At 40.0% G+C, this 21,737-nt stretch carries 20 protein-coding genes and 1 pseudogene; 7 read left to right on the forward strand and 14 right to left on the reverse strand.

Annotation, left to right across the window (positions count from 1 at the left end; translation table 11 throughout):
• Positions 1-212: 212 nt before the first annotated feature.
• Positions 213-1,418 (forward strand): porin, encoded by a 1,206-nt coding sequence (locus ACKWB9_RS03350; RefSeq protein WP_414001576.1) that lies wholly within the window; start codon positions 213-215, stop codon positions 1,416-1,418.
• Positions 1,419-1,496: 78 nt separating this feature from the next.
• The gene (locus tag ACKWB9_RS03355; RefSeq protein ID WP_414001577.1) at positions 1,497-3,797 is read left to right on the forward strand and encodes an inorganic phosphate transporter; all 2,301 of its coding nucleotides are present in this window, start codon (positions 1,497-1,499) and stop codon (positions 3,795-3,797) included.
• A gap of 5 nt (positions 3,798-3,802) precedes the next feature.
• On the opposite strand, the gene nadD is transcribed toward ACKWB9_RS03355, so the two are convergent.
• The 6 genes from nadD to ACKWB9_RS03385 all read right to left on the reverse strand — a co-directional run bounded on the left by nadD (position 3,803) and on the right by ACKWB9_RS03385 (position 8,712).
• Positions 3,803-4,387 carry a nicotinate (nicotinamide) nucleotide adenylyltransferase gene (gene nadD / locus ACKWB9_RS03360; RefSeq protein WP_414001578.1) on the reverse strand — a complete coding sequence of 195 codons (585 nt, stop codon included), beginning with the start codon at positions 4,385-4,387 and terminating at the stop codon, positions 3,803-3,805.
• 131 nt (positions 4,388-4,518) lie between these two features.
• Positions 4,519-5,103 (reverse strand): guanylate kinase, encoded by a 585-nt coding sequence (gene gmk, locus ACKWB9_RS03365; RefSeq protein WP_414001579.1) that lies wholly within the window; start codon positions 5,101-5,103, stop codon positions 4,519-4,521.
• A gap of 55 nt (positions 5,104-5,158) precedes the next feature.
• The gene (locus ACKWB9_RS03370; RefSeq protein ID WP_414001580.1) at positions 5,159-6,016 is read right to left on the reverse strand and encodes a YicC/YloC family endoribonuclease; all 858 of its coding nucleotides are present in this window, start codon (positions 6,014-6,016) and stop codon (positions 5,159-5,161) included.
• Between the two features lie 53 nt (positions 6,017-6,069).
• Positions 6,070-6,891 (reverse strand): 3-keto-disaccharide hydrolase, encoded by an 822-nt coding sequence (locus ACKWB9_RS03375; protein ID WP_414001581.1) that lies wholly within the window; start codon positions 6,889-6,891, stop codon positions 6,070-6,072.
• A 10-nt stretch (positions 6,892-6,901) separates the two neighbouring features.
• Positions 6,902-7,648, reverse strand: a complete 747-nt coding sequence (locus tag ACKWB9_RS03380; protein WP_414001582.1) for a 3-keto-disaccharide hydrolase — start codon at positions 7,646-7,648, stop codon at positions 6,902-6,904.
• Positions 7,649-7,659: 11 nt separating this feature from the next.
• Complete coding sequence (locus ACKWB9_RS03385) at positions 7,660-8,712, reverse strand: sugar phosphate isomerase/epimerase family protein (protein ID WP_414001583.1); 1,053 nt, start codon at positions 8,710-8,712, stop codon at positions 7,660-7,662.
• 354 nt (positions 8,713-9,066) lie between these two features.
• Between ACKWB9_RS03385 and ACKWB9_RS03390 the strand changes: the two genes are divergently transcribed.
• Positions 9,067-9,525: an ASCH domain-containing protein gene (locus ACKWB9_RS03390; protein ID WP_414001584.1), complete on the forward strand. Its 459-nt coding sequence runs from the start codon at positions 9,067-9,069 to the stop codon at positions 9,523-9,525.
• A gap of 105 nt (positions 9,526-9,630) precedes the next feature.
• Here the strand turns inward: ACKWB9_RS03390 and ACKWB9_RS03395 are convergent, their stop codons facing one another.
• From ACKWB9_RS03395 to ACKWB9_RS03405, 3 genes are all read right to left on the reverse strand, one after another.
• Positions 9,631-10,767, reverse strand: coding sequence for a Gfo/Idh/MocA family protein (locus tag ACKWB9_RS03395; protein WP_414001585.1), 1,137 nt, complete (start codon positions 10,765-10,767; stop codon positions 9,631-9,633).
• A gap of 252 nt (positions 10,768-11,019) precedes the next feature.
• Entirely contained in the window at positions 11,020-11,463 is a 444-nt protein-coding gene (locus ACKWB9_RS03400; RefSeq protein ID WP_414001586.1) for a DinB family protein, read from the reverse strand.
• A 17-nt stretch (positions 11,464-11,480) separates the two neighbouring features.
• On the reverse strand, positions 11,481-12,473 hold the full coding sequence (locus ACKWB9_RS03405) for a sugar phosphate isomerase/epimerase family protein (RefSeq protein WP_414001587.1): 993 nt from the start codon (positions 12,471-12,473) through the stop codon (positions 11,481-11,483).
• 145 nt (positions 12,474-12,618) lie between these two features.
• Here ACKWB9_RS03405 and ACKWB9_RS03410 point away from each other — a divergent pair.
• Together ACKWB9_RS03410 and ACKWB9_RS03415 are read left to right on the forward strand one after the other, a co-directional pair.
• A pseudogene (locus ACKWB9_RS03410) lies at positions 12,619-12,812 on the forward strand (GMC family oxidoreductase); the annotation flags it as partial.
• Positions 12,813-12,882: 70 nt separating this feature from the next.
• Complete coding sequence (locus ACKWB9_RS03415) at positions 12,883-13,014, forward strand: hypothetical protein (RefSeq protein WP_414001588.1); 132 nt, start codon at positions 12,883-12,885, stop codon at positions 13,012-13,014.
• A gap of 380 nt (positions 13,015-13,394) precedes the next feature.
• On the opposite strand, the gene ACKWB9_RS03420 is transcribed toward ACKWB9_RS03415, so the two are convergent.
• The 4 genes from ACKWB9_RS03420 to ACKWB9_RS03435 all read right to left on the reverse strand — a co-directional run bounded on the left by ACKWB9_RS03420 (position 13,395) and on the right by ACKWB9_RS03435 (position 18,030).
• The gene (locus ACKWB9_RS03420; RefSeq protein WP_414001589.1) at positions 13,395-15,890 is read right to left on the reverse strand and encodes a ribonucleoside-diphosphate reductase subunit alpha; all 2,496 of its coding nucleotides are present in this window, start codon (positions 15,888-15,890) and stop codon (positions 13,395-13,397) included.
• A gap of 126 nt (positions 15,891-16,016) precedes the next feature.
• Positions 16,017-17,003: a ribonucleotide-diphosphate reductase subunit beta gene (locus ACKWB9_RS03425; protein WP_414001590.1), complete on the reverse strand. Its 987-nt coding sequence runs from the start codon at positions 17,001-17,003 to the stop codon at positions 16,017-16,019.
• Between the two features lie 575 nt (positions 17,004-17,578).
• Positions 17,579-17,863 (reverse strand): hypothetical protein, encoded by a 285-nt coding sequence (locus ACKWB9_RS03430; protein WP_414001591.1) that lies wholly within the window; start codon positions 17,861-17,863, stop codon positions 17,579-17,581.
• A 14-nt stretch (positions 17,864-17,877) separates the two neighbouring features.
• A complete protein-coding gene (locus ACKWB9_RS03435; RefSeq protein ID WP_414001592.1) occupies positions 17,878-18,030 on the reverse strand; it encodes a hypothetical protein in 153 nt (50 codons plus the stop codon).
• 337 nt (positions 18,031-18,367) lie between these two features.
• Between ACKWB9_RS03435 and ACKWB9_RS03440 the strand changes: the two genes are divergently transcribed.
• Positions 18,368-19,102, forward strand: coding sequence for a LytR/AlgR family response regulator transcription factor (locus tag ACKWB9_RS03440; RefSeq protein WP_414001593.1), 735 nt, complete (start codon positions 18,368-18,370; stop codon positions 19,100-19,102).
• An 8-nt stretch (positions 19,103-19,110) separates the two neighbouring features.
• Positions 19,111-21,096 carry a tetratricopeptide repeat protein gene (locus ACKWB9_RS03445; RefSeq protein WP_414001594.1) on the forward strand — a complete coding sequence of 662 codons (1,986 nt, stop codon included), beginning with the start codon at positions 19,111-19,113 and terminating at the stop codon, positions 21,094-21,096.
• Here ACKWB9_RS03445 and ACKWB9_RS03450 read toward each other — a convergent pair.
• Positions 21,086-21,658 (reverse strand): DUF3109 family protein, encoded by a 573-nt coding sequence (locus ACKWB9_RS03450; RefSeq protein ID WP_414001595.1) that lies wholly within the window; start codon positions 21,656-21,658, stop codon positions 21,086-21,088. The genes ACKWB9_RS03445 and ACKWB9_RS03450 overlap by 11 nt on opposite strands.
• Positions 21,659-21,737 lie beyond the last annotated feature (79 nt).

Consider the following 21,737-nt stretch of genomic DNA (forward strand, 5'->3'; position numbering starts at 1 on the left):
TGGATTGCATTATACAACTTTGACGTGGCTTTCGTAAAAATCCGGATTTCTTTTGGATATTGGTTTTTGTCGACTACTTCCTGAAATCCTTAGGCTACCTTCTTATTAAGGTAGCCTTTTTATTAGTGGATAAAAATATAGAAATAACATTCAGAAAACATTAACTTAACATTGATATTGGTTATTTGCACCCGACAAAAACCAATAAATTAATGAAATCAAAAATTCTGACCTTAGGGTCGTTGCTTTGTGTATGTTTTTCAATCTTTTCCCAGGAAAGTGCCCCGGCATTTGGCAAAGGCCTCTTTAACCTTGTTGGAAAGGATAGTAGCTGGACCATGAAGGTGGGTGCCAGAATGCAATTGTTGTCTATTGCAAATTGGGACAAAGATCAAAACGGTGGCCTGGTAAATCCGGATCAAAATTTCCTGGTACGTAGGGCCCGTCTAAAATTTGACGGCTATGCCTATTCCCCTAAATTAAAATATAAACTAGAATTAGGGCTTTCTAACCGCGATATTTCAGGTGGTTCGGAATTTACCCGTAATACGCCGCGCTATATACTGGATGCCGTAGTAATGTGGAATTTTGCGGGCAATTTTGAACTATGGGTAGGGCAGACCAAACTTCCCGGAAATATTGAACGCGTTATCTCTTCAGGAAATTTACAGCAAGTGGATCGGTCTTTACTCAATAGCAGGTTTAATATAGATAGGGATATAGGATTTCAATTAAGGCACCACTTTAATTTGACAAAGGATTTTTTGGTGCGTGAAAAATTGGCCGTTTCACAGGGCGAGGGAAGAAATATAACCGAAGGAAATTTAGGTGGCCACCAATACACGGCAAGATTGGAACTATTGCCATTTGGAAAATTTAAGAGCAAGGGGGATTATAGCGCCAGTGACCTAAAACGTGAGGAAACACCAAAATTAATGCTCGCGGCATCGTATGATTTTAATCAAGATGCGGTAAAGACCAGAAGTAATCTAGGTTCTTATATGGTCAATGATACGGGATTTTATAGTACCGATATTAAAACCGTTTTTATAGATGCCATGTTCAAATACCAAGGCTTTTCATTTATGGCGGAATACGCCAATAGATCAGCGGACGATCCATTGGCGAAAAACTCCGATGGCAGCTTAACCGGGGATGTGGTACAAATAGGCAATGGATTAAATCTACAGACCGGATACCTTTTTAAAACAAATTGGGAGGTTTCCGGAAGATATACGGATATCCAATTGGATGAAACGATCACAGGGAGAAATCCCGTAAAACAATACACCCTGGGGCTATCAAAATATATTGTTGGCCACAAACTAAAGGTACAAACGGACTTGAGTTACCTAGACGTTTCAGAGAACAGTACGGATAACTTAATGTATAGGCTACAGTTAGACCTCCATTTTTAAACTAAAAACATAACATTTAGATAACTTACACTGAAGATTTGCTATAGATATTTGCTTTTATTTTTATGAAATTTTATTATGGATAATATTTACCTGTTAATCGTTATTGCCCTAGCTGTGCTGGCCATTGCGGATTTGGTCGTAGGCGTAAGTAACGATGCCGTTAACTTCTTGAATTCCGCTATTGGATCAAAGGCTATTTCATTCAAGACCATTATGATCGTTGCCAGTTTGGGTATTGCCTGTGGAGCCGTATTCTCAAGCGGACTTATGGAAGTGGCGCGAAAAGGAATCTTTAATCCGGGTGAATTCTATTTTAATGAGATCATGTTCATTTTTATGGCCGTGATGATAACCGATATCCTGCTCTTGGATTTTTTTAACACCTTGGGTATGCCGACATCTACAACAGTGTCCATTGTTTTTAATTTATTGGGAGCGGCGGTCGCCATGGCCCTGCTGAAGATAATAGCGGGCGGTGGCAATTTTTCCGAAGTGGTCAATTACATTAACACGGAAAAGGCAATGCAGATTATTTCCGGCATTCTGCTCTCGGTGGTCGTGGCCTTTACCATTGGTGCACTCGTACAATGGGTATCCCGATTGCTTTTGTCCTATAACTTTGAGAAGAAGCCCAAATGGGCCGGAGCCCTCTTTGGTGGTGTGGCCCTTTCCGCGATTACCTATTTTATTTTGATGAAAGGTATTAAAGGTACTCCCTATGCAGGTGAAACCTTTGATATTATCGGAGGGATGAAAATAAAGGATTTTCTAGAGGATCAATGGATCGCCATTGTAGGGGCAAATTTTATAGTATGGTCCTTTCTATCCTATATTTTGATGAATTTTGCGAAAACCAATATCTATAAATTGATTATCGGGGTGGGAACCTTTGCATTGGCCTTGGCATTCGCGGGTAACGATCTGGTAAATTTTATAGGCGTGCCCATTGCCGGATGGCAATCGTATGAAGCTTGGGTGGTCTCGGGAATACCTGCTTCCGAATTTAGTATGGAAGTCCTCTCCAAAAAAGTACCGACACCAACTTTATTATTATTCTTATCGGGTATTGTTATGGTGGTTACCTTATGGCTTTCTAAAAAAGCACGCTACGTAGCGGATACGGAAATTAACTTATCCAGGGAAGGTGAGGCCAACGAACGTTTTCAACCCAACTTTCTTTCACGGGGCCTGGTTCGGGGAACGGTTCTATTATCCGATTGGTTTACAATGATCTTACCCAGTTCATGGGTCTCTACCATGAACAGGCAATTTGAAAAGCCTGTCATTGCGCTTTCCAAGGACAAAGTACACCAGCTTCCTGCATTCGATATGGTACGGGCGGCCGTAAACTTAACGGTAGCCGGCATCTTGATCTCTATTGCGACATCCTATAAATTACCCTTGTCAACTACCTATGTTACTTTCATGGTGGCTATGGGTACTTCATTGGCGGACAGGGCCTGGGGGGCGGAAAGTGCGGTATATCGGGTGGCCGGTGTACTGAACGTAATAGGCGGATGGTTCGGTACGGCAATAATAGCATTTATAGCGGCAGGTACCGTTTTGACCCTTATTAATTTTGGCAAGGGAGCGGCCATTGCCATATTATTGTTCACGGCCGTATTGCTATTGGCCAGAAACTATATCGCATACAATAAAAAGGCCAAGGAGTTACGGGCAGAGGACAGCTTAAACCGGGCGGAGAGCAGCTCTATCCAAGGTGTAATAGAAGAAACCGCTACCAATATCGCCAACGTGGTAAAAAGGACGAATAAGATTTATTCCAACTCCGTAAACGGGTTGGCACGACAAGACCTGGATCTATTAAAGAAGAATAAAAAACAGGTCTCTAAACTATCCACGGAAATAGAGGGCCTCAGGGACGATACGTTCTATTTTATCAAAAACCTGGACGAGGCTCATATCGGTGCCAGTAATTTCTATATAGACGCAATGGCACACTTGACGGATATGTCACAATCCTTGGAATATATTAGTAAGGTAAGCCATAAGCATGTGAATAATAATCACAAGAAACTAAAATACAACCAAATAAAGGAACTTAAGGAAATTGACCTGAAGTTAGAGGATGTCCTAAATAAAACACAAATGGCTTTTGAAGAAAGGTCTTTTGAACAAATAGGCAATATTTTGAGTACCAAACAAGAGTTGTACGATTTGGTTTCCGAAAAAATACAAAAGCAGGTTTCCAGAACCCGTACGGAAGAATCCAGCCCTAAGAACACAACCCTATATTTCTCTATTTTATTGGAAACCAAAGACCTAATGACCGCCATTACCAATTTACTGGAGCAATATTACAATGAACACGATAGTTCCGTTGAACCGGCAAGAGTAGAGTTGCCCGAAAATTAGAGGGGTTATTTGTAAAAGTTCATTTCATCCATATATTTCCACACCGCTGCAGGAAGCATTGGGCTCACGTTTTTCCCTTTCTTATGCTCGTTTCTAATGAATGTTGATGAGATTTCCATAACGGGTGCTTTTACGCGGTGTATCTTTGTGTGCCCTTTAAATTGATGCGCTACCGTACCTTCTGAAATTCTGGGGTAAACAAAGAGTTCATAACCTTCAAGGATTGTTTCAAAGTTCTTCCATTTATGGAAGCTTTTAAGGTTATCCTCTCCCATAATGAGGCAAAATTGATATCCTTTCGGGTATTTTTCAGAAAGGTGTGCCAACGTGTTTATGGTGTAGTTGGGTTGGGGAAGGTCAAATTCTATATTGCTTGGTCTAAGCTTGGGCAGATCTTTGGTGGCCTCTATCACCATTTGGTAACGATGGTGGTTGCCCAATAATGTTTTCTTGACCTTAAAAGGACTTTGTGGGGTTACTATGAACCAAACCTCATCCAGGTCCGAAAACTCCACCATATGGTTCGCAATGACCATATGACCCACATGTATTGGGTTAAAAGTGCCAAAATATAGTCCTATTTTTTTCATTAAAAGGGTGTTGTTTTCATTTCCGTAAAAATGGGCATCCCAAAGTTATCCCAATATACGGTGCAGTGGCAAAACAACTTTTAAAATATTTCGGTTTTGGCAAGTTCAAGGCGTCGAGAAAATACGTTTTCTTAATTTTTTAAAGAGTCGTTTACAAATTCCGCTACAAGGGTATGGGCTTCCTCTAAGGCGGTATCCAGGTCATAGTTCCTTATGGTACGATCAAACTGGGGAGCAGTGGCCAGTTCAACAGATGCCTTGGCAATACGCATATTTATTTTGTCTTCGCTCTCGGTGCTTCTTTTTTTAAGTCTAATTTTAAGCTCGTCCACACTTGGGGGCTTTACAAATACCGCCAAGGTCAGATCAGGAAATTTTTTCTTGATCCTGAGCCCGCCCGCCACATCGATATCAAAAATCACGTTCTTTCCTTCTTCCCAGAGGCGTTCTACCTCACTTTTAAGGGTACCATAAAAATTATCCCTGTACACTTCTTCCCATTCCAAAAAGTCATCGTTCTTAATGTGCTTCTTAAATTCGGAAACGGACATAAAGTAATAATGCTCCCCATTTTTTTCCTTGCCCCTTCTAGGTCTTGAAGTAGCGGATACGGAAAACGCCAGATTTAAATCCGGTTGTTTTAAAAGGTGTTGGACTATGGTGGTTTTACCGCTACCCGATGGGGCCGAAAAAATCAAAAGTTTGCCTCCCTCCATATCTTAAAATTCAAGTGTCAAAAAATAAAATTCCAGCCTTATACTTCTGTACATCCTACAAGACATTCAACATTTGTTCCTTTATTTTTTCCAGTTCATCTTTCATTTGCACGACCAATTGTTGCATGGGTGCATAATTGGCCTTTGAACCTATGGTATTGATTTCCCGTCCTATTTCTTGGCAAATGAATCCCAACTTTTTACCGTTACTGTCATCGGATCGCAAGGTTTTCTTAAAATAGTCCAAATGATTGGCCAGACGTACCTTTTCTTCCGTAATATCATATTTTTCCAGATAATAGATGAGTTCTTGTTCAAACCTATTGGCATCGACTTCTGTTTTAATATCGTTCACGGCTTTTTCCAAACGTTCTCGAATGGTACCTTGGCGGTCTGGATCCATTTCCAATACCTGATCTAATAATCTTTCCAAAGCACTGATCCGTTCCAGAAAATCTTTTTCGAGAACCCTGCCCTCTTCCGATCTAAAGGAATTGACTTCTGCCAAAGCTCCCTCCAATGCTTCCAAAATAGCTGTATATTCCTCCTCTTCTATATCCTCCTTGTCCGTTTTCATGGCATCGGGAAAGCGGAGGGCCATTTCCATTAGCCTCAGGTCATCACCAGCCGCAATGGACCTTAACTGTTCCATATAGCGTTTAACGGTTATCTCATTGACCTGGGCCGTTGTCTCATCTCCCGTTATCTCTACATAAAGGTTAAAATCTACCTTGCCCCTTTGTAAGGAGTTCGCGATCAATTTTCTTAATTCAAGTTCTTTTTCACGATGGGACGATGGCATACGGGCATTCAAATCTATACTCTTGCTATTGAGCGATTTGATTTCTACCGTAATCTTTTTTGTGGGAAGCTGAACGACATGTTTCCCGAAACCGGTCATGGATTTAATCATGGTCTGCAATTAGATTTTGGCAAAGGTAGTCCTTTTCAAATACTGAAACTTGCCTATAATTCCCTGATCCAAATATTTCTAAAACTCACCCCACTATTATCGCCATGGTCCTGCAAAAGCAAGGGACCCTTGCCATGTGGCGGGTTTTTGGGCCATCCTACATTAGGAGTAGTCCCTTTAATTTCAACATGGTCCTGAACGAGAACGCCATTCTGAAGCACGGTTATCGTTGCCGATTTTGTCTTTTGCCCTTTCCCATTAAATTCAGGGGCATGATAAATGATGTCATAGGCGTTCCATTTTCCCGAGGGTACAGAGGCCATGGCCAAAGGAGCATGTTGTTTATAAATTGAGGCTACTTGACCGTTTACATAGGTCGAATTGTCATTGTTGTCCAAAATCTGTACTTCGTATATTCCACTTAGAAAAACACCGCTGTTCCCTCTATTTTGTCCTTCACGCCGCACTTCTTTAGAGGAACGCCATTCTATATGCAATTGTATATCCCCAAAGTTTTGTCTGGTCTGTATGTTCCCTGTTTTGTCCTTTACGGTCATACTGCCCTCTTCTTTGTTCAAGTGCCACTTTGCCACGGTACTATCTCTTGAGCTGATCCAATCGTCCAGACCCGTACCATCGAACAAAATAATGGCATCATTGGGGACATTGCCATTCGTAGCCGGGCCGACTATAGGGACTTTTGGTTCATAAAATTCTGTTTCTTCTGGAGTTGTAGGCTCTTCTCCCGAATATTCTTCATGGAGGATAATGACATCGTCCTTTAATTTTTTCCTAGCGGAGATGTCTGCTTTTTTAGCTTCCTGACAGGAAAATAATATAACAGCCAAGACAGGTAACATAGCATATTTCAGCATCTTCTCTTTTTTAGAGCCTTTTTATTTTAATATTCCTGTAGGCTACTTTATCCCCATGATCTTGCAATCCTATTTTTCCCGTTGTAAACTCGCCAAAACCGTCCCAACCTGCAAACTTGGATTTAGAGACCATTTCATTCCATTTTTCATTTCCCACAGGGAAACTCACGATTTCCACATCATTTAAGACCACTCCACCCCGATTTTTCTTATGATCCACCATTATAATCATCGTATTCCATTCTCCAACGGGGTTGGTCACATCTTTTGATGGTGCCACCATATCATATAGCGCACCCGCTTGACGGGACGTTCCGTTCTTCGCATCTGGATGTTTTTCATTATCCAAGACTTGAATTTCGGGGCCGGTAGCATAGGGTTGACCATATCTCCGATCTTCCTTGATTCCCCAAAAAACACCACTATTGCCCTTTTCGGATATCTTCCATTCCAAGGATAGCACAAAATCCGTATATTCACTTTGGGTCACCAGATTATAACTCTCCCCTTTAGGTCTTTCTTTTGGAGGATAAAATACCATTGCGTTATCCTCTATTTTCCATGTCGCATCAACATCGTTCTTTAGATAACCTTTCCAATGTTCAAAGGAAGAACCGTCAAAGAGTATTTCCCATTCACTGTTCGCTTTTTCCGGCATATCCAGTTTTTCCGCTATTTCAATTCGTTCGGTCTTATGCTTGTCCTTACAGCCAAAGCTTAACACCAATGCCAATAAAATTATCGTTGTTTTTTTCATTGTATCTTATTTTATGTGCCCAATATTTTCCTTAGTACTTCTTTATCAATGGCCGCTCCGGCAAAATCATCGAATGCTTTCTCCGTCGCTTCGATAATATGGTCCCGAATAAATAGGGCGCCTTCCCTTGCGCCCTGCTCCGGGCTTTTAATGCAACACTCCCACTCCATCACCGCCCAAACGTCACAACCGTATTGCGTTAATTTGGAGAATATGGTTTTAAAGTCGATTTGTCCATCGCCCAAAGAACGATACCTTCCTGCCCGATCGCCCCAATCATTATAGCCCCCGAAGGCTCCTTTTTTGCCGGTCGGGTTAAATTCGGAATCCTTTACGTGAAAGGATTTTATAAATTCATGATAATGGTCTATATAGCTTATATAATCCAATTGTTGCAGTACAAAATGACTGGGATCGTAAAGGATGTTCACTCTTTTATGATTGCCCGTTGCCTTCAAAAATCTTTCAAAAGTGTCGCCATCATGCAAATCTTCACCCGGGTGTATTTCATAACAGACATCTACCCCTTCTTCGTCAAAATGATCAAGAATGGGCATCCATCTTTTGGCCAATTCCTCAAATCCCATTTCTACCAATCCGGCAGGGCGTTGCGGCCAAGGATGCCAAGTATGCCAAAGTAACGCCCCGGAAAAAGTGGCATGGGCCTTTATTCCCAATCTTCTACTTGCGGTAGCCGCTTTTTTCACAATATCAACGGCCCATTCCGTTCTGGCCTTCGGATTGTTTTTGACCTCATCAGGAGCAAAATTATCGAACATCAGATCATAGGCAGGGTGCACTGCGACCAATTGACCTTGTAAATGAGTAGATAACTCGGTTATTTCCAGACCATAGGAATTGACCTTTCCTTTAAGCTCATCACAATAGACCTGACTTTCCGCAGCTTTGTCCAAATCGATCAGAAAATTTTCCCAAGTAGGAATCTGTATGCCCTTATATCCTAAATCGGATGCCCACTTGCACATGCCGTCCAAAGAATTGAACGGTGCTTTGCTATCCACGAATTGGGCCAAAAAGACCGCAGGGCCTTTAATTGTTTTCATAGTAAAACGTTATTTATATTTTAAAATCGATGCTCCCTCTGCTTTGAAGTATTTAGGAATTAACCCTATATTTAAAGCGTAGTTGCGCTATTCTTAATTTTTTTATTGATCGGTTATAAATATAGGGAATACCTCCAGAAAAAGATAAAAAATCAAAGATGAATCAAAACGAAATAAACAATAACCTTATTATGAGTGATGGAATATCTGGACACCTGGTTTCAAGGGCCATTTCATATTCTATTTACCGAATATCGAAAAGTAAGTAGAAAACAGCCCATAAACCGTGGTCTTGTTAAATTCATTTGCTTTATTGTGAATTAAATTACACGTTTATATTAAATACATAAGCCTATGGACAATGCGTCAGCTAGAAATATGTGGGGAGATTATCTGGATGCCCACTTGGAGCATGCCTTTGTAGATGCCCCGAAAGTCGTTCATTTTTGCGACAATAAGGAAGATGCCGATACTTGTGCAAAGCTTGTAAAAAAAGGGATTAAAAAAGCTACATCACATTCCCTGTTAGGACTACAGCACCATAATGAGCCATTGCCCAAAATGGGGGATTTTAAGGTAGTGACCAACTGGGACGGGAAAGCCCAATGTATTGTACGGATTACTTCGGTAAAACTAAGACCTTTTTTTAGTATTGATGCGGACTATGCGAAATTGGAAGGGGAAGGTGATAAATCATTGGATTATTGGAAAAAGGTACACTGGGAATATTATACGAGGGAGTTGGAGGCTTTTGAGCGTGTTCCCAAAGAGAGTATGATCATTGTTTGCGAGGAATTTGAAAAGGTTTTTTAATTGTTCTATAAATCTATTCCGGTATACGCCCCACCTTTTCAGGAAAGAGCTTTCAAAAAAGGGCTGAATTAATTCGGCCCTTTTAATTCCGATGGTTTTTAAAGATCACTCCATTTCAATCCAAGTATTCCCGTTTTTATGGGAGGCCACCGTGGCTTCGATAAAGTTCATGCCCCGAACACCGTCCAACATTGTTGGAAATTCACCATTATTATATTTTTCTCCACGAATGGCCTTGGCCGCACCCAAATAAATATTCGCCATGGAATCAAAAATTCCTTCGGGATGTCCTGGTGGTAGCTTTGTACCGCCCAAAGACAGTTCGGAATTATAGGCATGTCCGGGTCTATAGACCTGTACGGGCTCGGTATCACTCAATTTATATAGGAAATTAGGTTTTTCTTGCTCCCAGCGGAAGGCTCCTTTTTCTCCATAAATGGCAATGGCAAGACCATTTTCTTCTCCGGTGGCCACCTGACTGCCCCTAATAACCCCTTTTACATGAGCGTCCATTCTAACAAGGACGGTTCCATCAACATCCATTTGATTGTCCTCATATAAATAATTAAAGTCACAGAGCAATGATTTTACCCGAAGCCCTGTCGTATATTCTACCAGATTAAAAGCGTGTACCCCAATATCTCCCATACAGGAACTTATCCCTGCTTTCTTAGGATCCAATCGCCAGACACTGGACCGTTTTTCCTTATCGTGTATAATGGTATTTATCCACCCTTGATAATATCTGGCATCTACTTTATGAATTTTGCCCAAAGCCCCTTCCTTGATCATTTCACGCATTTGTCTTACCATGGGATAGCCCGTATAGGTATGGGTCAACGCAAAAACGGTTCCTGCTTTTTTATGGGCTTCCTGTAATATTTTGGCCTCTTCCAACGTAGTGGTCATTGGTTTTTCACAAATGACGTGAAATCCGTTGTCCAATAGCTTTTTGGCCATTGGAAAATGCAAAAAATTAGGGGTAAGGACAGAACATACTTGAATGCGCTCGTCTTCCGGAAGTTTCATCTCCTCTTCGACCAACGTATCAAAATCTTTGTATATGCGTTTTAACGGAACATCTATTTCTTTGGCAAACTCCACATTGGCTTCAAAATCCGGATTAAAAACGGCCCCAGTTATCTCATAGTTATCGTTGATATGGGCAGCTATCCTATGCAACACTCCTATTAGGGAATCTCCTCCTCCTCCTAAAATTCCTAACCTAATTTTCTTTGGCATTTTATAATTGTATTTACGTTGTTTAAATTATCCTAAAACAAAAATATTCAATAGCATTAGTAAAAACCCTTTGTTGGACAAAAAAGGCACTATCATACTGAAAAAAATCCGATTTCAATTTAGCTGAAATTTCCAAATCAATACAATTACGGTAAAACCCCATGGGTATAACCAAAAGTAGCCCAGATAAAGAATTTCAGGAACAGCATTATACAAAGCCGTACATATGTCCTCAAATTAATTACGGATTACCTAACGTTTGTAGCGGACATAGTCCAAAACTATAGGTTCTTTCCCATTTTTTCTAAAATCCGTTGCTATTTGACCTCTATGGTTCGTCGAATGGTTTATAATATGGAACAATATATCCTGGAGCGTATTGGTAAACAATCTGCCCTGGGTATTTTCATAATCTATTCGCTTATCGAATGCACCGGCATTGGTCGTAATCTCAAAAGAGCTTCTCTGGTTTTCATAATGAATATCGCCCCAATCGGAAATCGGGTGTTTCTGCCAAACATCATATTCAGGTGGTTTTCCGAGAATTCTCGCATTCCAAATATGATGGGCGTTTAAAATATGGCCAAAAAGTTCCTGGCTCTTATCCGGAACCTTTTCCATGGCCATACATTCGTCGATTATTTTTTTGTTACAGTAAAAATTATAATCGAACAGTTCGTTTAAAAAACCCTTCATACACTATCTACCTATGTTCAGACAACTTTTTTGGCCGCTTTTAGCAACAGTTCCTTAGTGGCCTTTATTCCAGCTTCCTCATCAAGTTTACTACCTTCATATTCAACTCCTATAAATCCGGTATAACCGGTATCCTTGACCATTTGAAGCATTTTTACATAATCTATCTCCGTTTCATTTCCCGCAGCATCAAAATCATGTGATTTGGCGCTTACCGCCTTGGCATAGGGCATTAGTTCTTTTACCCCTTTATACTTATCATATTGTGTTTCACAATCCCAACTACCCGATTTTCTGGCAATACAAAAATTGCCAAAATCCGGCAAGGTCCCACAATTGTCCATATTCACCATTTTCATTACGGCCGCATGGAGTTCGCCATTGGAGGAAAGACCACCATGGTTCTCGACCAGCACATTAATGTTCTTTTCCTTGGCATAGGTAGCCAGTTTGGTCAAGCCATCTACCGAGTTCGCTTTCCATTCTTCGGGATTACTACTGCCATTCAAATTCACCCGGATGGCATGGCATCCCATGGCGGCTGCGGCATCTACCCATTTCTTATGCTTTTCCACGGTTTCATTACGTTCTTTCTCATCACTTACCGCAAGGTTTCCCTGGCCATCGATCATAATCAATACGTTCTTCATTCCATGTTTTTTCGCTTCTGCATTGGATTTATCGATAAAGGCTGCCATAGCCTCTTCCGAATAATCGGCATCGGACAATTCCGGGTTGTATAACTGACTTACGTATTCCAAACCGGTAAAACCCCAATTCTTGGCCTTTTCGGCAAAAGTATAGGGATCCACGCCCTCTTCCCTTATCATTTTATGAATGGACCATTGTGCCAAGGATAATTCAAAGAAGGGCTTGGATATAGCGGCACTTTTTGTTTCGTCCGCGGCCATTTCCTTTTCTTTTTTGGCCTCTTTACAGGCATATGTTCCTATAAGGGATATTCCAAGGCCCGCCGCCGAAGTATTACGAATAAACTTTCTTCTTTTCATGTATTGTGTGATAGGTTAAAAATTGATTTTTAATTATAATTAATCTTCTGCAATGTTATAGTAAGATTATTGCAATAAGTACAGCAACTAAATGTAGAAAATTAATTTAATATTTAATAAGTTTAGAAGATAAACAATTTAATAAATGAGTGATTTTTCTTCTCCTGAAGAAGTTGTAGGAACAGGAATTAGCGGTGGTTGGGCGGCCAAGGAATTATGCGAGATTGGAACGGGGCAGAATGGTGAAATACCGAAACGATTATAAAACCGCCCATAGCCCCATGGAACTTTTCTCAAGGAGGCCGGTCGACCAAAGGAATCATAGAAAAACGGCCCAAATAGAACAGGACCGGATACACCACGGAAGATGATATTGCCTGTTTTGCTTTTGCCAATAACCTTAGGGGGTATGACCATACAGGGTTACAAAATATCCAAATATGCAGGTAAAGAAGGATTGGCCTATCTGCCCATTCCCGGAGAATATACAGGTTGTGGGGGTGTACAGGAATTAACGACGGGAAAAGCTTGGTCTCTATAAAATGAAGCGAAGAAGTTTTATACAAAAAATGACCCTGTCCGGCGGAGCGATCACATTGGGCGGGGCATTTTTCAAAGGAAAAGGGTCATCCCTTAAATTTTAACGTTTTTTTACATCGTCCGATAAAATTTCCGTAATCTTTTTTACGTTATAACGACGTATATACTATAAATCCCCTTAAAACTTCATCCATGGATAACTATATAATAATTTTGATGATATATGGAGCCGCATTGTTATTTGCAGGCGCATTGAAGCCTTACATAGAAAACAAATAAAGTTGCTTCCCTTTTATTGAAGCAAAAAAGAGGCCCCGTTCTAGATTAGAACGGGGCCTCTTTTTTAATCAACATTATCAAATTTTCAAGAAGACAGAAAGGTTATGAACCACACATTAAACAATCATCATCTCCTTGCCCCTCTTTCGAACGGGCGATCATTGCCTTCATCTCTTCCGGGGTCATGGGTTTAATATCGACCTCTTCCTGAGGGGTTACCGCCGTGGCCTTTACTTTCATCCCTACGGCAGCTTCCGTACTTGCCGGGGCCGGGGTAGTGGTAGCAACTTCGGCCTGCGCAGCTATACTTACCGGAACTTCTTTCTTTTTGGTATTGTCCAATGTAAATTTAATAGCATCTACGGCAGCTTTTGTCCTTAAATAGTACATCCCTGTCTTTAAGCCACTTTTCCATGCATAGAAATGCATTGAGGTCAATTTAGCAAAGTTCGCATTCTCCATAAACAAATTCAGGGACTGACTTTGATCAATAAAATATCCCCTATGTCTGGACATATCAATGATATCTTTCATACTCAACTCCCAAACTGTTTTGTACAGATTCCTAATATCCTGTGGAATAGTCTCTATATGCTGAATGGACCCATTGGCACGCATCAATTCCTGTTTCATATTCTCGTTCCACATGCCCAAGCTCACCAAATCTTCCAACAAATGCTTGTTCACCACTATAAATTCACCGGACAGTACCCTTCTCGTATAAATGTTGGAGGTATAAGGCTCAAAACATTCATTATTGCCCAAAATTTGAGAAGTGGAAGCGGTTGGCATCGGTGCTACTAATAGCGAGTTGCGAACGCCGTTTTTCTTCACCTCTTTTCTCAATTTGGCCCAGTCCCAACGGCCGGACAATTCTTCATCTTTTATTCCCCACAGGTTATGTTGGAACTCGCCATTGGCGATCGGTGATCCTTTATAGGAAGAATATGGCCCTTCTTCTTTTGCCGCTTCCATAGAAGCTGTTACCGCAGCAAAATAAAGGGTTTCAAAAATTTCTTGGTTCAATTCTTTGGCCTCATCACTGGTAAAAGGCAAACGCAACATGATAAAGGTATCCGCCAACCCCTGAACCCCAAGTCCTATAGGTCTATGGCGCATGTTGGAGTTTTCCGCTTCTTTTACGGGATAATAGTTCCTATCTATGACTTTGTTCAGGTTTTTGGTCACACGTTTGGTTACCTTGAACAATTCTTTGTGATCGAATGCCCCATTTTTCACGAACATGGGCAATGCAATGGAAGCCAAATTACAGACCGCTACTTCATCGGGCGAAGTGTACTCTAAAATTTCCGTACACAGGTTAGAAGAGCGTATGGTCCCTAAGTTTTTTTGGTTACTCTTTCTGTTAGCGGCATCTTTATAGAGCATGTACGGGGTTCCCGTTTCAATCTGGGATTCCAAGATTTTCTCCCATAACTCACGCGCCTTTACCGTTTTACGTCCTTTTCCTTCAGCTTCATATTTGGTGTATAACTCTTCAAATTCCTCGCTGTGGTTGGTAAACAATCCCGGACATTCGTTCGGGCACATTAAGGTCCAATCTTCATTGGCCTCTACCCTTTTCATGAACAGATCGGAGATCCACATGGCATAGAACAGATCACGGGCCCGCATTTCTTCCTTGCCATGGTTCTTCTTAAGGTCCAAAAATTCATAGATATCCGCATGCCATGGTTCCAAATAAAGGGCAAAGCTTCCTTTTCTTTTCCCGCCGCCCTGATCCACGTACCTAGCGGTATCATTAAAGACTTTGAGCATAGGCACTATACCATTGGAGGTTCCGTTGGTTCCCGCTATATACGAACCTGTTGCGCGAACATTATGTATGGACAATCCGATACCTCCTGCGGACTGCGATATTTTAGCCGTTTGTTTTAAAGTATCATAAATACCATCTATGCTATCATCTTTCATTGCCAAAAGAAAACATGAGGACATTTGTGGTTTGGGCGTACCGGAATTGAACAATGTCGGCGTAGCATGCGTAAAATATTTTTTGGACATTAGCTCATAAGTCTCGATAGCCGCATCTAGATCGTCCAGATGTATCCCTACCGAGACACGCATCAACATATGCTGGGGGCGTTCGGCAATTTGTCCGTTCAATTTTAAGAGATAGGAACGTTCCAATGTTTTAAAACCAAAATAATCATATCCGAAATCACGGTTATAAATAATTGTAGAATCCAGTTGTTCCGCATTTTCCCGTATCACTTTGTACACCTCCTCAGAAAGTAATGGTGCTTTTTTACCGGTTCTTGGATTTACATATTCGTATAAATCCTTCATGGTCTCCGAAAAGGATTTTTTGGTATTCTTATGTAGGTTGGATACGGAAATGCGTGCTGCCAGCTTTGCATAATCAGGATGGGTAGTGGTCATAGTAGCCGCTATCTCTGCCGCCAAATTATCCAGTTCCGAAGTGGTCACCCCATCATAAAGCCCTTCTATAACGCGCATAGCTACTTTTAAGGGATCTACAAGCCCGTTAAGGCCGTAACATAATTTCCTTACTCTGGCCGTTATCTTATCGAACATGACCAGTTCTTTTCTTCCGTCTCTTTTTACTACATACATGTGGTTGTCATTATTTTTTAGTGATACGTTGGTTTGGTCGAATTTCCGTTAAAAAATTCAACAATTTATAGTTGGGTTCCAAAGCTCCCTTTAAAGTTACAAAAGGAATCTCTTTTTGAAAACTATTTAGAAATCAGCATCAAAACTGATTTTTTGTGCATCGTCATCTTTTTCTTTGTTCAATACTCCGGCTTTCTGATATTCAGAAACACGTTTCTCAAAGAAGTTGGTTTTCCCCTGTAGGGAAATCATATCCATAAAATCAAATGGATTTGTAGCATTGTAGACCTTATCACATTCTAGCTCCACCAACAAACGATCGGTCACAAATTCAAGATATTGCGTCATTAACTTGGAGTTCATGCCAATTAGGCTCACGGGCAAAGATTCCGTAATAAACTCTCTTTCTATGTTAAGGGCATCGGTCAAAATTTGCGTAATGCGTTCCTTCGGAACTTTATGTATCAGATGCTTATTGTGCAAATGGACCGCATAGTCACAATGCATGCCCTCATCCCGGGAGATCAATTCATTGGAAAATGTAAGGCCCGGCATCAATCCTCTTTTCTTCAGCCAGAAAATAGAACAGAATGCACCTGAAAAGAAGATACCTTCTACGGCGGCAAAAGCAATTAAACGTTCCGCAAAACTCGGGGAATCTATCCAATCCAACGCCCAATCCGCTTTTTTCTTGATGGCGGGAAAGTTTTCTATGGCCTTAAAAAGGATATTCTTTTCTTTTTCATCCTTTACATACGTATCTATTAGAAGGGAATAGGTTTCCGAATGGATATTCTCCATCATAATCTGGAATCCGTAAAAGAATTTTGCTTCCGGATACTGCACTTCACTAACAAAGTTCTCCGCTAGGTTCTCATTTACAATTCCGTCCGAAGCGGCAAAAAATGCCAGGATATGTTTAATGAAGTAACGTTCGTCATCATTTAATTTATTGGCCCAGTCCGTCAAATCCTGATGCAAATCTATCTCTTCGGCAGTCCAGAAACAGGCTTCACATTTTTTATACCATTCCCAAAGATCATCGTGTTTAATCGGAAAGATTACAAATCGGTCGTCATTTTCTTCCAAAATAGGCTCTATGGCTGTGGACATAATACTATATTTTAAATAAAAGTTAGTGTGAAGAGGGCGATTATTACCTTCTTGTAAGGACTAACAAAGATTGAAAAATGTGAGCGATCTGTAAAGTGTATTTCCGCTTTTCAACTACAAAGTTTTTAACACAATATGTTGAAATCTAGGCTCGCAAGTGATGTTCATTGCGCTAAGGGGAAAAGAAGCATCCTGATATTTTTTTCATAAAATCCAACAGAAAAAAATAAACCAAAAAGTATGGTTTCAAATATACCTTTTGGTTTGTTCAAATGTAAAGGCTTTCGATCAAGATCAAAATGTACGGCCCTTTCAACACTTCATGCTATGAAAATGCCCACCAAGTTCTAATTTAGGTAGTTCCCCCGAAACCTATCATTAGATTTTGTGGCCAAAGACCACTTTTTGGTGTTCAAAAAGTTGAATGGATAACTTGTTTAATAACATTCATCCTGAGCCGTACCTCTTTTTGACACTAATTACTTTCTATCTTTTTAATATTAAAAAACCGTTATTTCATAAAGGGTTGCTTTCTACATTGTCAAACCCTAACCTTAAAGCTACTTTTTGTCTTACTACTTTAATTTCAATATTTCCGGCCTTTGTAAAAAAAGGCTTTTCTCCAAGTTAATTACCAATGACCATGCCAAAAACACCATCATATCGAGGTACTTAAAACCGATGCCAAGGCCACTATTTCCCTTCAACTGTTGGCTCCAAACCTCATTTGTTTCCAACGAACATCCTTTCATCGGAATCCGGGCATTTTTCATACACCCTTCATGTCCGTTAGAAATCAATAAAAACGGCGTAACGCCCAATATCGGAATCTTGGAAATTTTAAACAGGAAAGATGTCATTTTAGAAGCCGTGGTTAGTTGTTCTCATTCGTGGTCAACAAATCCGTAGCGCCCAATGTTTCCATGACCATTTCATCTTCTACATAGTTTGTACGGGGCCTCCCCATAACCACTGCTATAAAAAGCACTATCAATAGAAATGCAAACATTAACAAACACTTTTTCATGACCCCATTTTCAAAATTCATTTTAAAAACCCGTACATCTAATTTTTCATATAAAATTAAATGTGCCACTAAATTAGATGATGACAGGCCAACTGAAGATCATTATGTATAATCTGTATATTTTTTTGTGTAAACGGAAAAACATAAAAAAAACAATTTCATAACGGATATTGTCCTGTAGTCTTTTTCGTATAATTTATCAATAACATCGGTTTCCGGTTTCCCCAATGAAATTATATGCCAGTTATACTTGAATAGCCTCCATTGATACAAAATCCCAAGAAAGCAAAGTTCTAAACCTTAATTTTGATTAACTTTCTATCTTCATTTTATCCTTATGTTGGAAGTTGTTATTGTTGATGATGAAATAAAAGCGCTACAGAGCCTTTCTTGGGAACTCACGAATTTTAGTGAGGAAATAATCGTATCCGCTTCTTTCACAAATCCTTTCGAGGCCCTGGAGTATTTGGAAAAAAATACGCCCGACTGCTTGTTTTTGGATATTGAAATGCCCACTATGGACGGTTTTCAGTTTATTCAGAAATTGAAAAACAAAAACTTTCCAGTAGTCATCACCACCGCATACAATCAATATGCCATAAAGGCATTAAAGAACGAAGCTATCGACTATCTCTTAAAACCTATAGACACGGATGATCTACAGGAAACCATAGTTAAAATCAAAAAATTCAACGCCAAAAATTTTACGGCCGAAAAACTAGAACAAATATTGCTTAATTTTAACTCGCGTTCCATCAACAAAAAAATCACCTTGAACACGGACGGTAAATTGTTATTTCTGGAAAGTGATGAAATCCTCTATGCGGAGTCCGATGGCAATTATAGCACCATTTTCCTTTCCGACGGACAAAAAATAGTATTGACCAAAAAATTAAAGGAAGTAAAAGAGTTGCTCCCGGACGATTCTTTTTTTAGAATCCACAATTCTTACATCATCAACCTTACCAAAATAAAGGAATTTCTAAAAACGGACGGGTATGTAGTACTAAAGTCCAATCACAAAATACCTGTGTCCAGACAGAAAAAATCTGATTTTCTGGATTTATTATAGGATAATCTATGGGGGTAGTCACACTAGAAAAAGCACCTTATAATCCTTATATATCCACTTTTCCTATTCATTATAAAATTTTCCTATTTGTTTTTACCACTTTACTTATTTCTGTCAAGGGTATTTCCCAGGGCATTTCCCCAGAACTGGAAAACAGCATAGACAGTTTGGTAAATGCAGCTCCAAAAACCTATGCGGAAATAGACAAGGTGCTAAGACCTATTAGAAAGGACACCTCGTCAATGAACTATTTTATTATCAAGGCCAGAGAAAAGTACTATCTGGCCGGCCAAACGTATGCCCTTAACCAAAAAGGAAGGGTGTACAGGGACATTTCTGAATATTCTAGGGCATTAAGCTTGTTTCAAGAAGCCTTTAAGATCGCGGAAGAGATGGAGAATGTGGAGTTCAAAGTCTACGGTTTAAACATGATGAGTGTAATCTTTAGACGAACGGATGCCATTAAATCCGCTCTGGACTACAGTCAAGAAGCCCTGGAACTTGCGGAGACCGTGGAGAATCCCTCCCCCGGCATAAGAAGGAGTATTAACGTTTCTTTGAACAGTATTGGGAATATTTATCAGATTTTAGAGCAATATGATCTTGCTATAGCAAAGTACAAGGAATCCATGAGGCTCGAAAAAGAACTTGGCAATACATTGGGCCTGGCCATTAACAATCAAAATATAGGTGAATGTTATGAAGCTTTAGGAAGATTGGAAGAAGCGCTGGAAAGCTTTAATAAGTCATTGGCCTATAACGAGGAAATCAATTCCGAAAAAGGAAAGATCATATGTTATTACAGTATTGCCCACGTATATGTCCATTTAGAGAAAACCCAGGAAGCCTTAAAAATTCTTGAATCAACGTTGGAAAAGGCGAAACCATTAGGGGATCAGAAAATCATCACTTCCATATTGATAAACACCGGTTGGACGAACATACGGCTGTCGTCTTACGAGAACGCCGAGAAGCAACTAATGCAAGGCTTGGAAATTGCGAAGAAGTATAATTTCCCGGTGGAAATTGCAGAGGCAAATAAATTTTTATCCGAAATGTGGATCAAATTGGATGATTATGAAAAGGCAATGACCTATTATAAAGAAGCCAAAAAATATGAGAAACAGATTACTAACAACCTGAACCTACGGTATGTTAATGATATGATCTTGAGATATGAATCGGAAAAAAGAACGAACCAGATAGAAAAATTAGCTCAGGAAAATGAAAACGTTCGCTTAAAACTCAAGAAGAACAGAACCATGTTATTGATCAGCGGTATTGGTCTGGTACTCTTGGCAGGTATTCTTTATATACTCTATAAGCAATATCAATTGAGCAACGAAAAAAAAATGTTGACACTGGAACAGACCATGTTAAGGAGCCAAATGAATCCACATTTCCTGTTCAACTCCTTAAATTCCATAAAATTATACATCATTAACAATGAACAGAAAAATGCGGTCCATTATCTAAACAAATTCTCCAAACTGGTCCGAAAAATTTTGGAAGCTTCTTCCCAAAGGGAAATCCAGTTGGCGGAAGAGTTGGAAACCGTGGAGCTATACATGAATATTGAAAATATTCGCTTTTCCAATGAAATAAATTTTATTGTAAACATATCGGATGATATAGATGTACATACCGTACGCATCCCATCCCTTATTTTACAACCGTTCCTTGAAAATGCCCTATGGCACGGGCTTTCTTCTAAGGAAGGGGAGAAAAACATCATTTTGGACGTAGATAAGGGGCAGGACGGTTTTATCAATATTGCCATTACCGATAATGGGGTAGGACGGGACGCGGCCGAGAAAATCAAGAAAAACAAGGTCTTGAAACGAAAATCCGTCGGGATAGATATTACCAAGGAACGCCTTGCCAACTTCTCCCGAGACTACCAAAACTCATTTCATGTAGAAATAGTAGACCTTTACGACGGTACCAACAAACCCAATGGCACCAAAATTATTCTTCACATCCCTATCGAGTAAGATGTTCTTTGGCTATCTGCTCCAATTCATCATACCAAGCTTGCCCAAATTTCCGCACCAACGCATCTTTAACAAATTTATAAATGGGTACTTTAAGCTCTTCGCCCAAGGCACATGCAGGATCACAAATATGCCATTTATGGTAGTTTACGGCCGTTAACTCTCTATATTCTTTGATCCGGACCGGATATAAATGGCAAGAAACAGGTTTTTTCCAATTGATCTTTCCCTGGTTATATGCTTCTTCTATCCCACACTTGGAAGTATTTTTTTCATCAAAAATAACATAGGCACATTCGCTGCCATTTATTAAGGGAGTTTCCCACTCACCATCCTCTCCTTTGACGAAAGCACCTTCTTCCTCGATTGTCTTTATTCCTTCGGGTCTCAGAAAAGGTTTCACTTTATCATAAACATCTACCAAAATCTCCGTCTCACCATCCTCTACCGGGGCACCGGCATCACCATCTATGCAACAGGCTCCTTTACAAGCATTTAGGTTACAGACAAAATCGTTCTCAATAATCTCTTCGGATACTATGGTCTTCCCTAATTGAAACATGTTTTTATTTAAGTTGGGAAGATACATTTTTTCATTGCTTTTTGTTTTATGTTGATTTAAAAGAATAATTGATCTTAAC

The sequence above is a fragment of the Maribacter spongiae genome (assembly GCF_047345125.1).
GTDB lineage: Bacteria > Bacteroidota > Bacteroidia > Flavobacteriales > Flavobacteriaceae > Maribacter.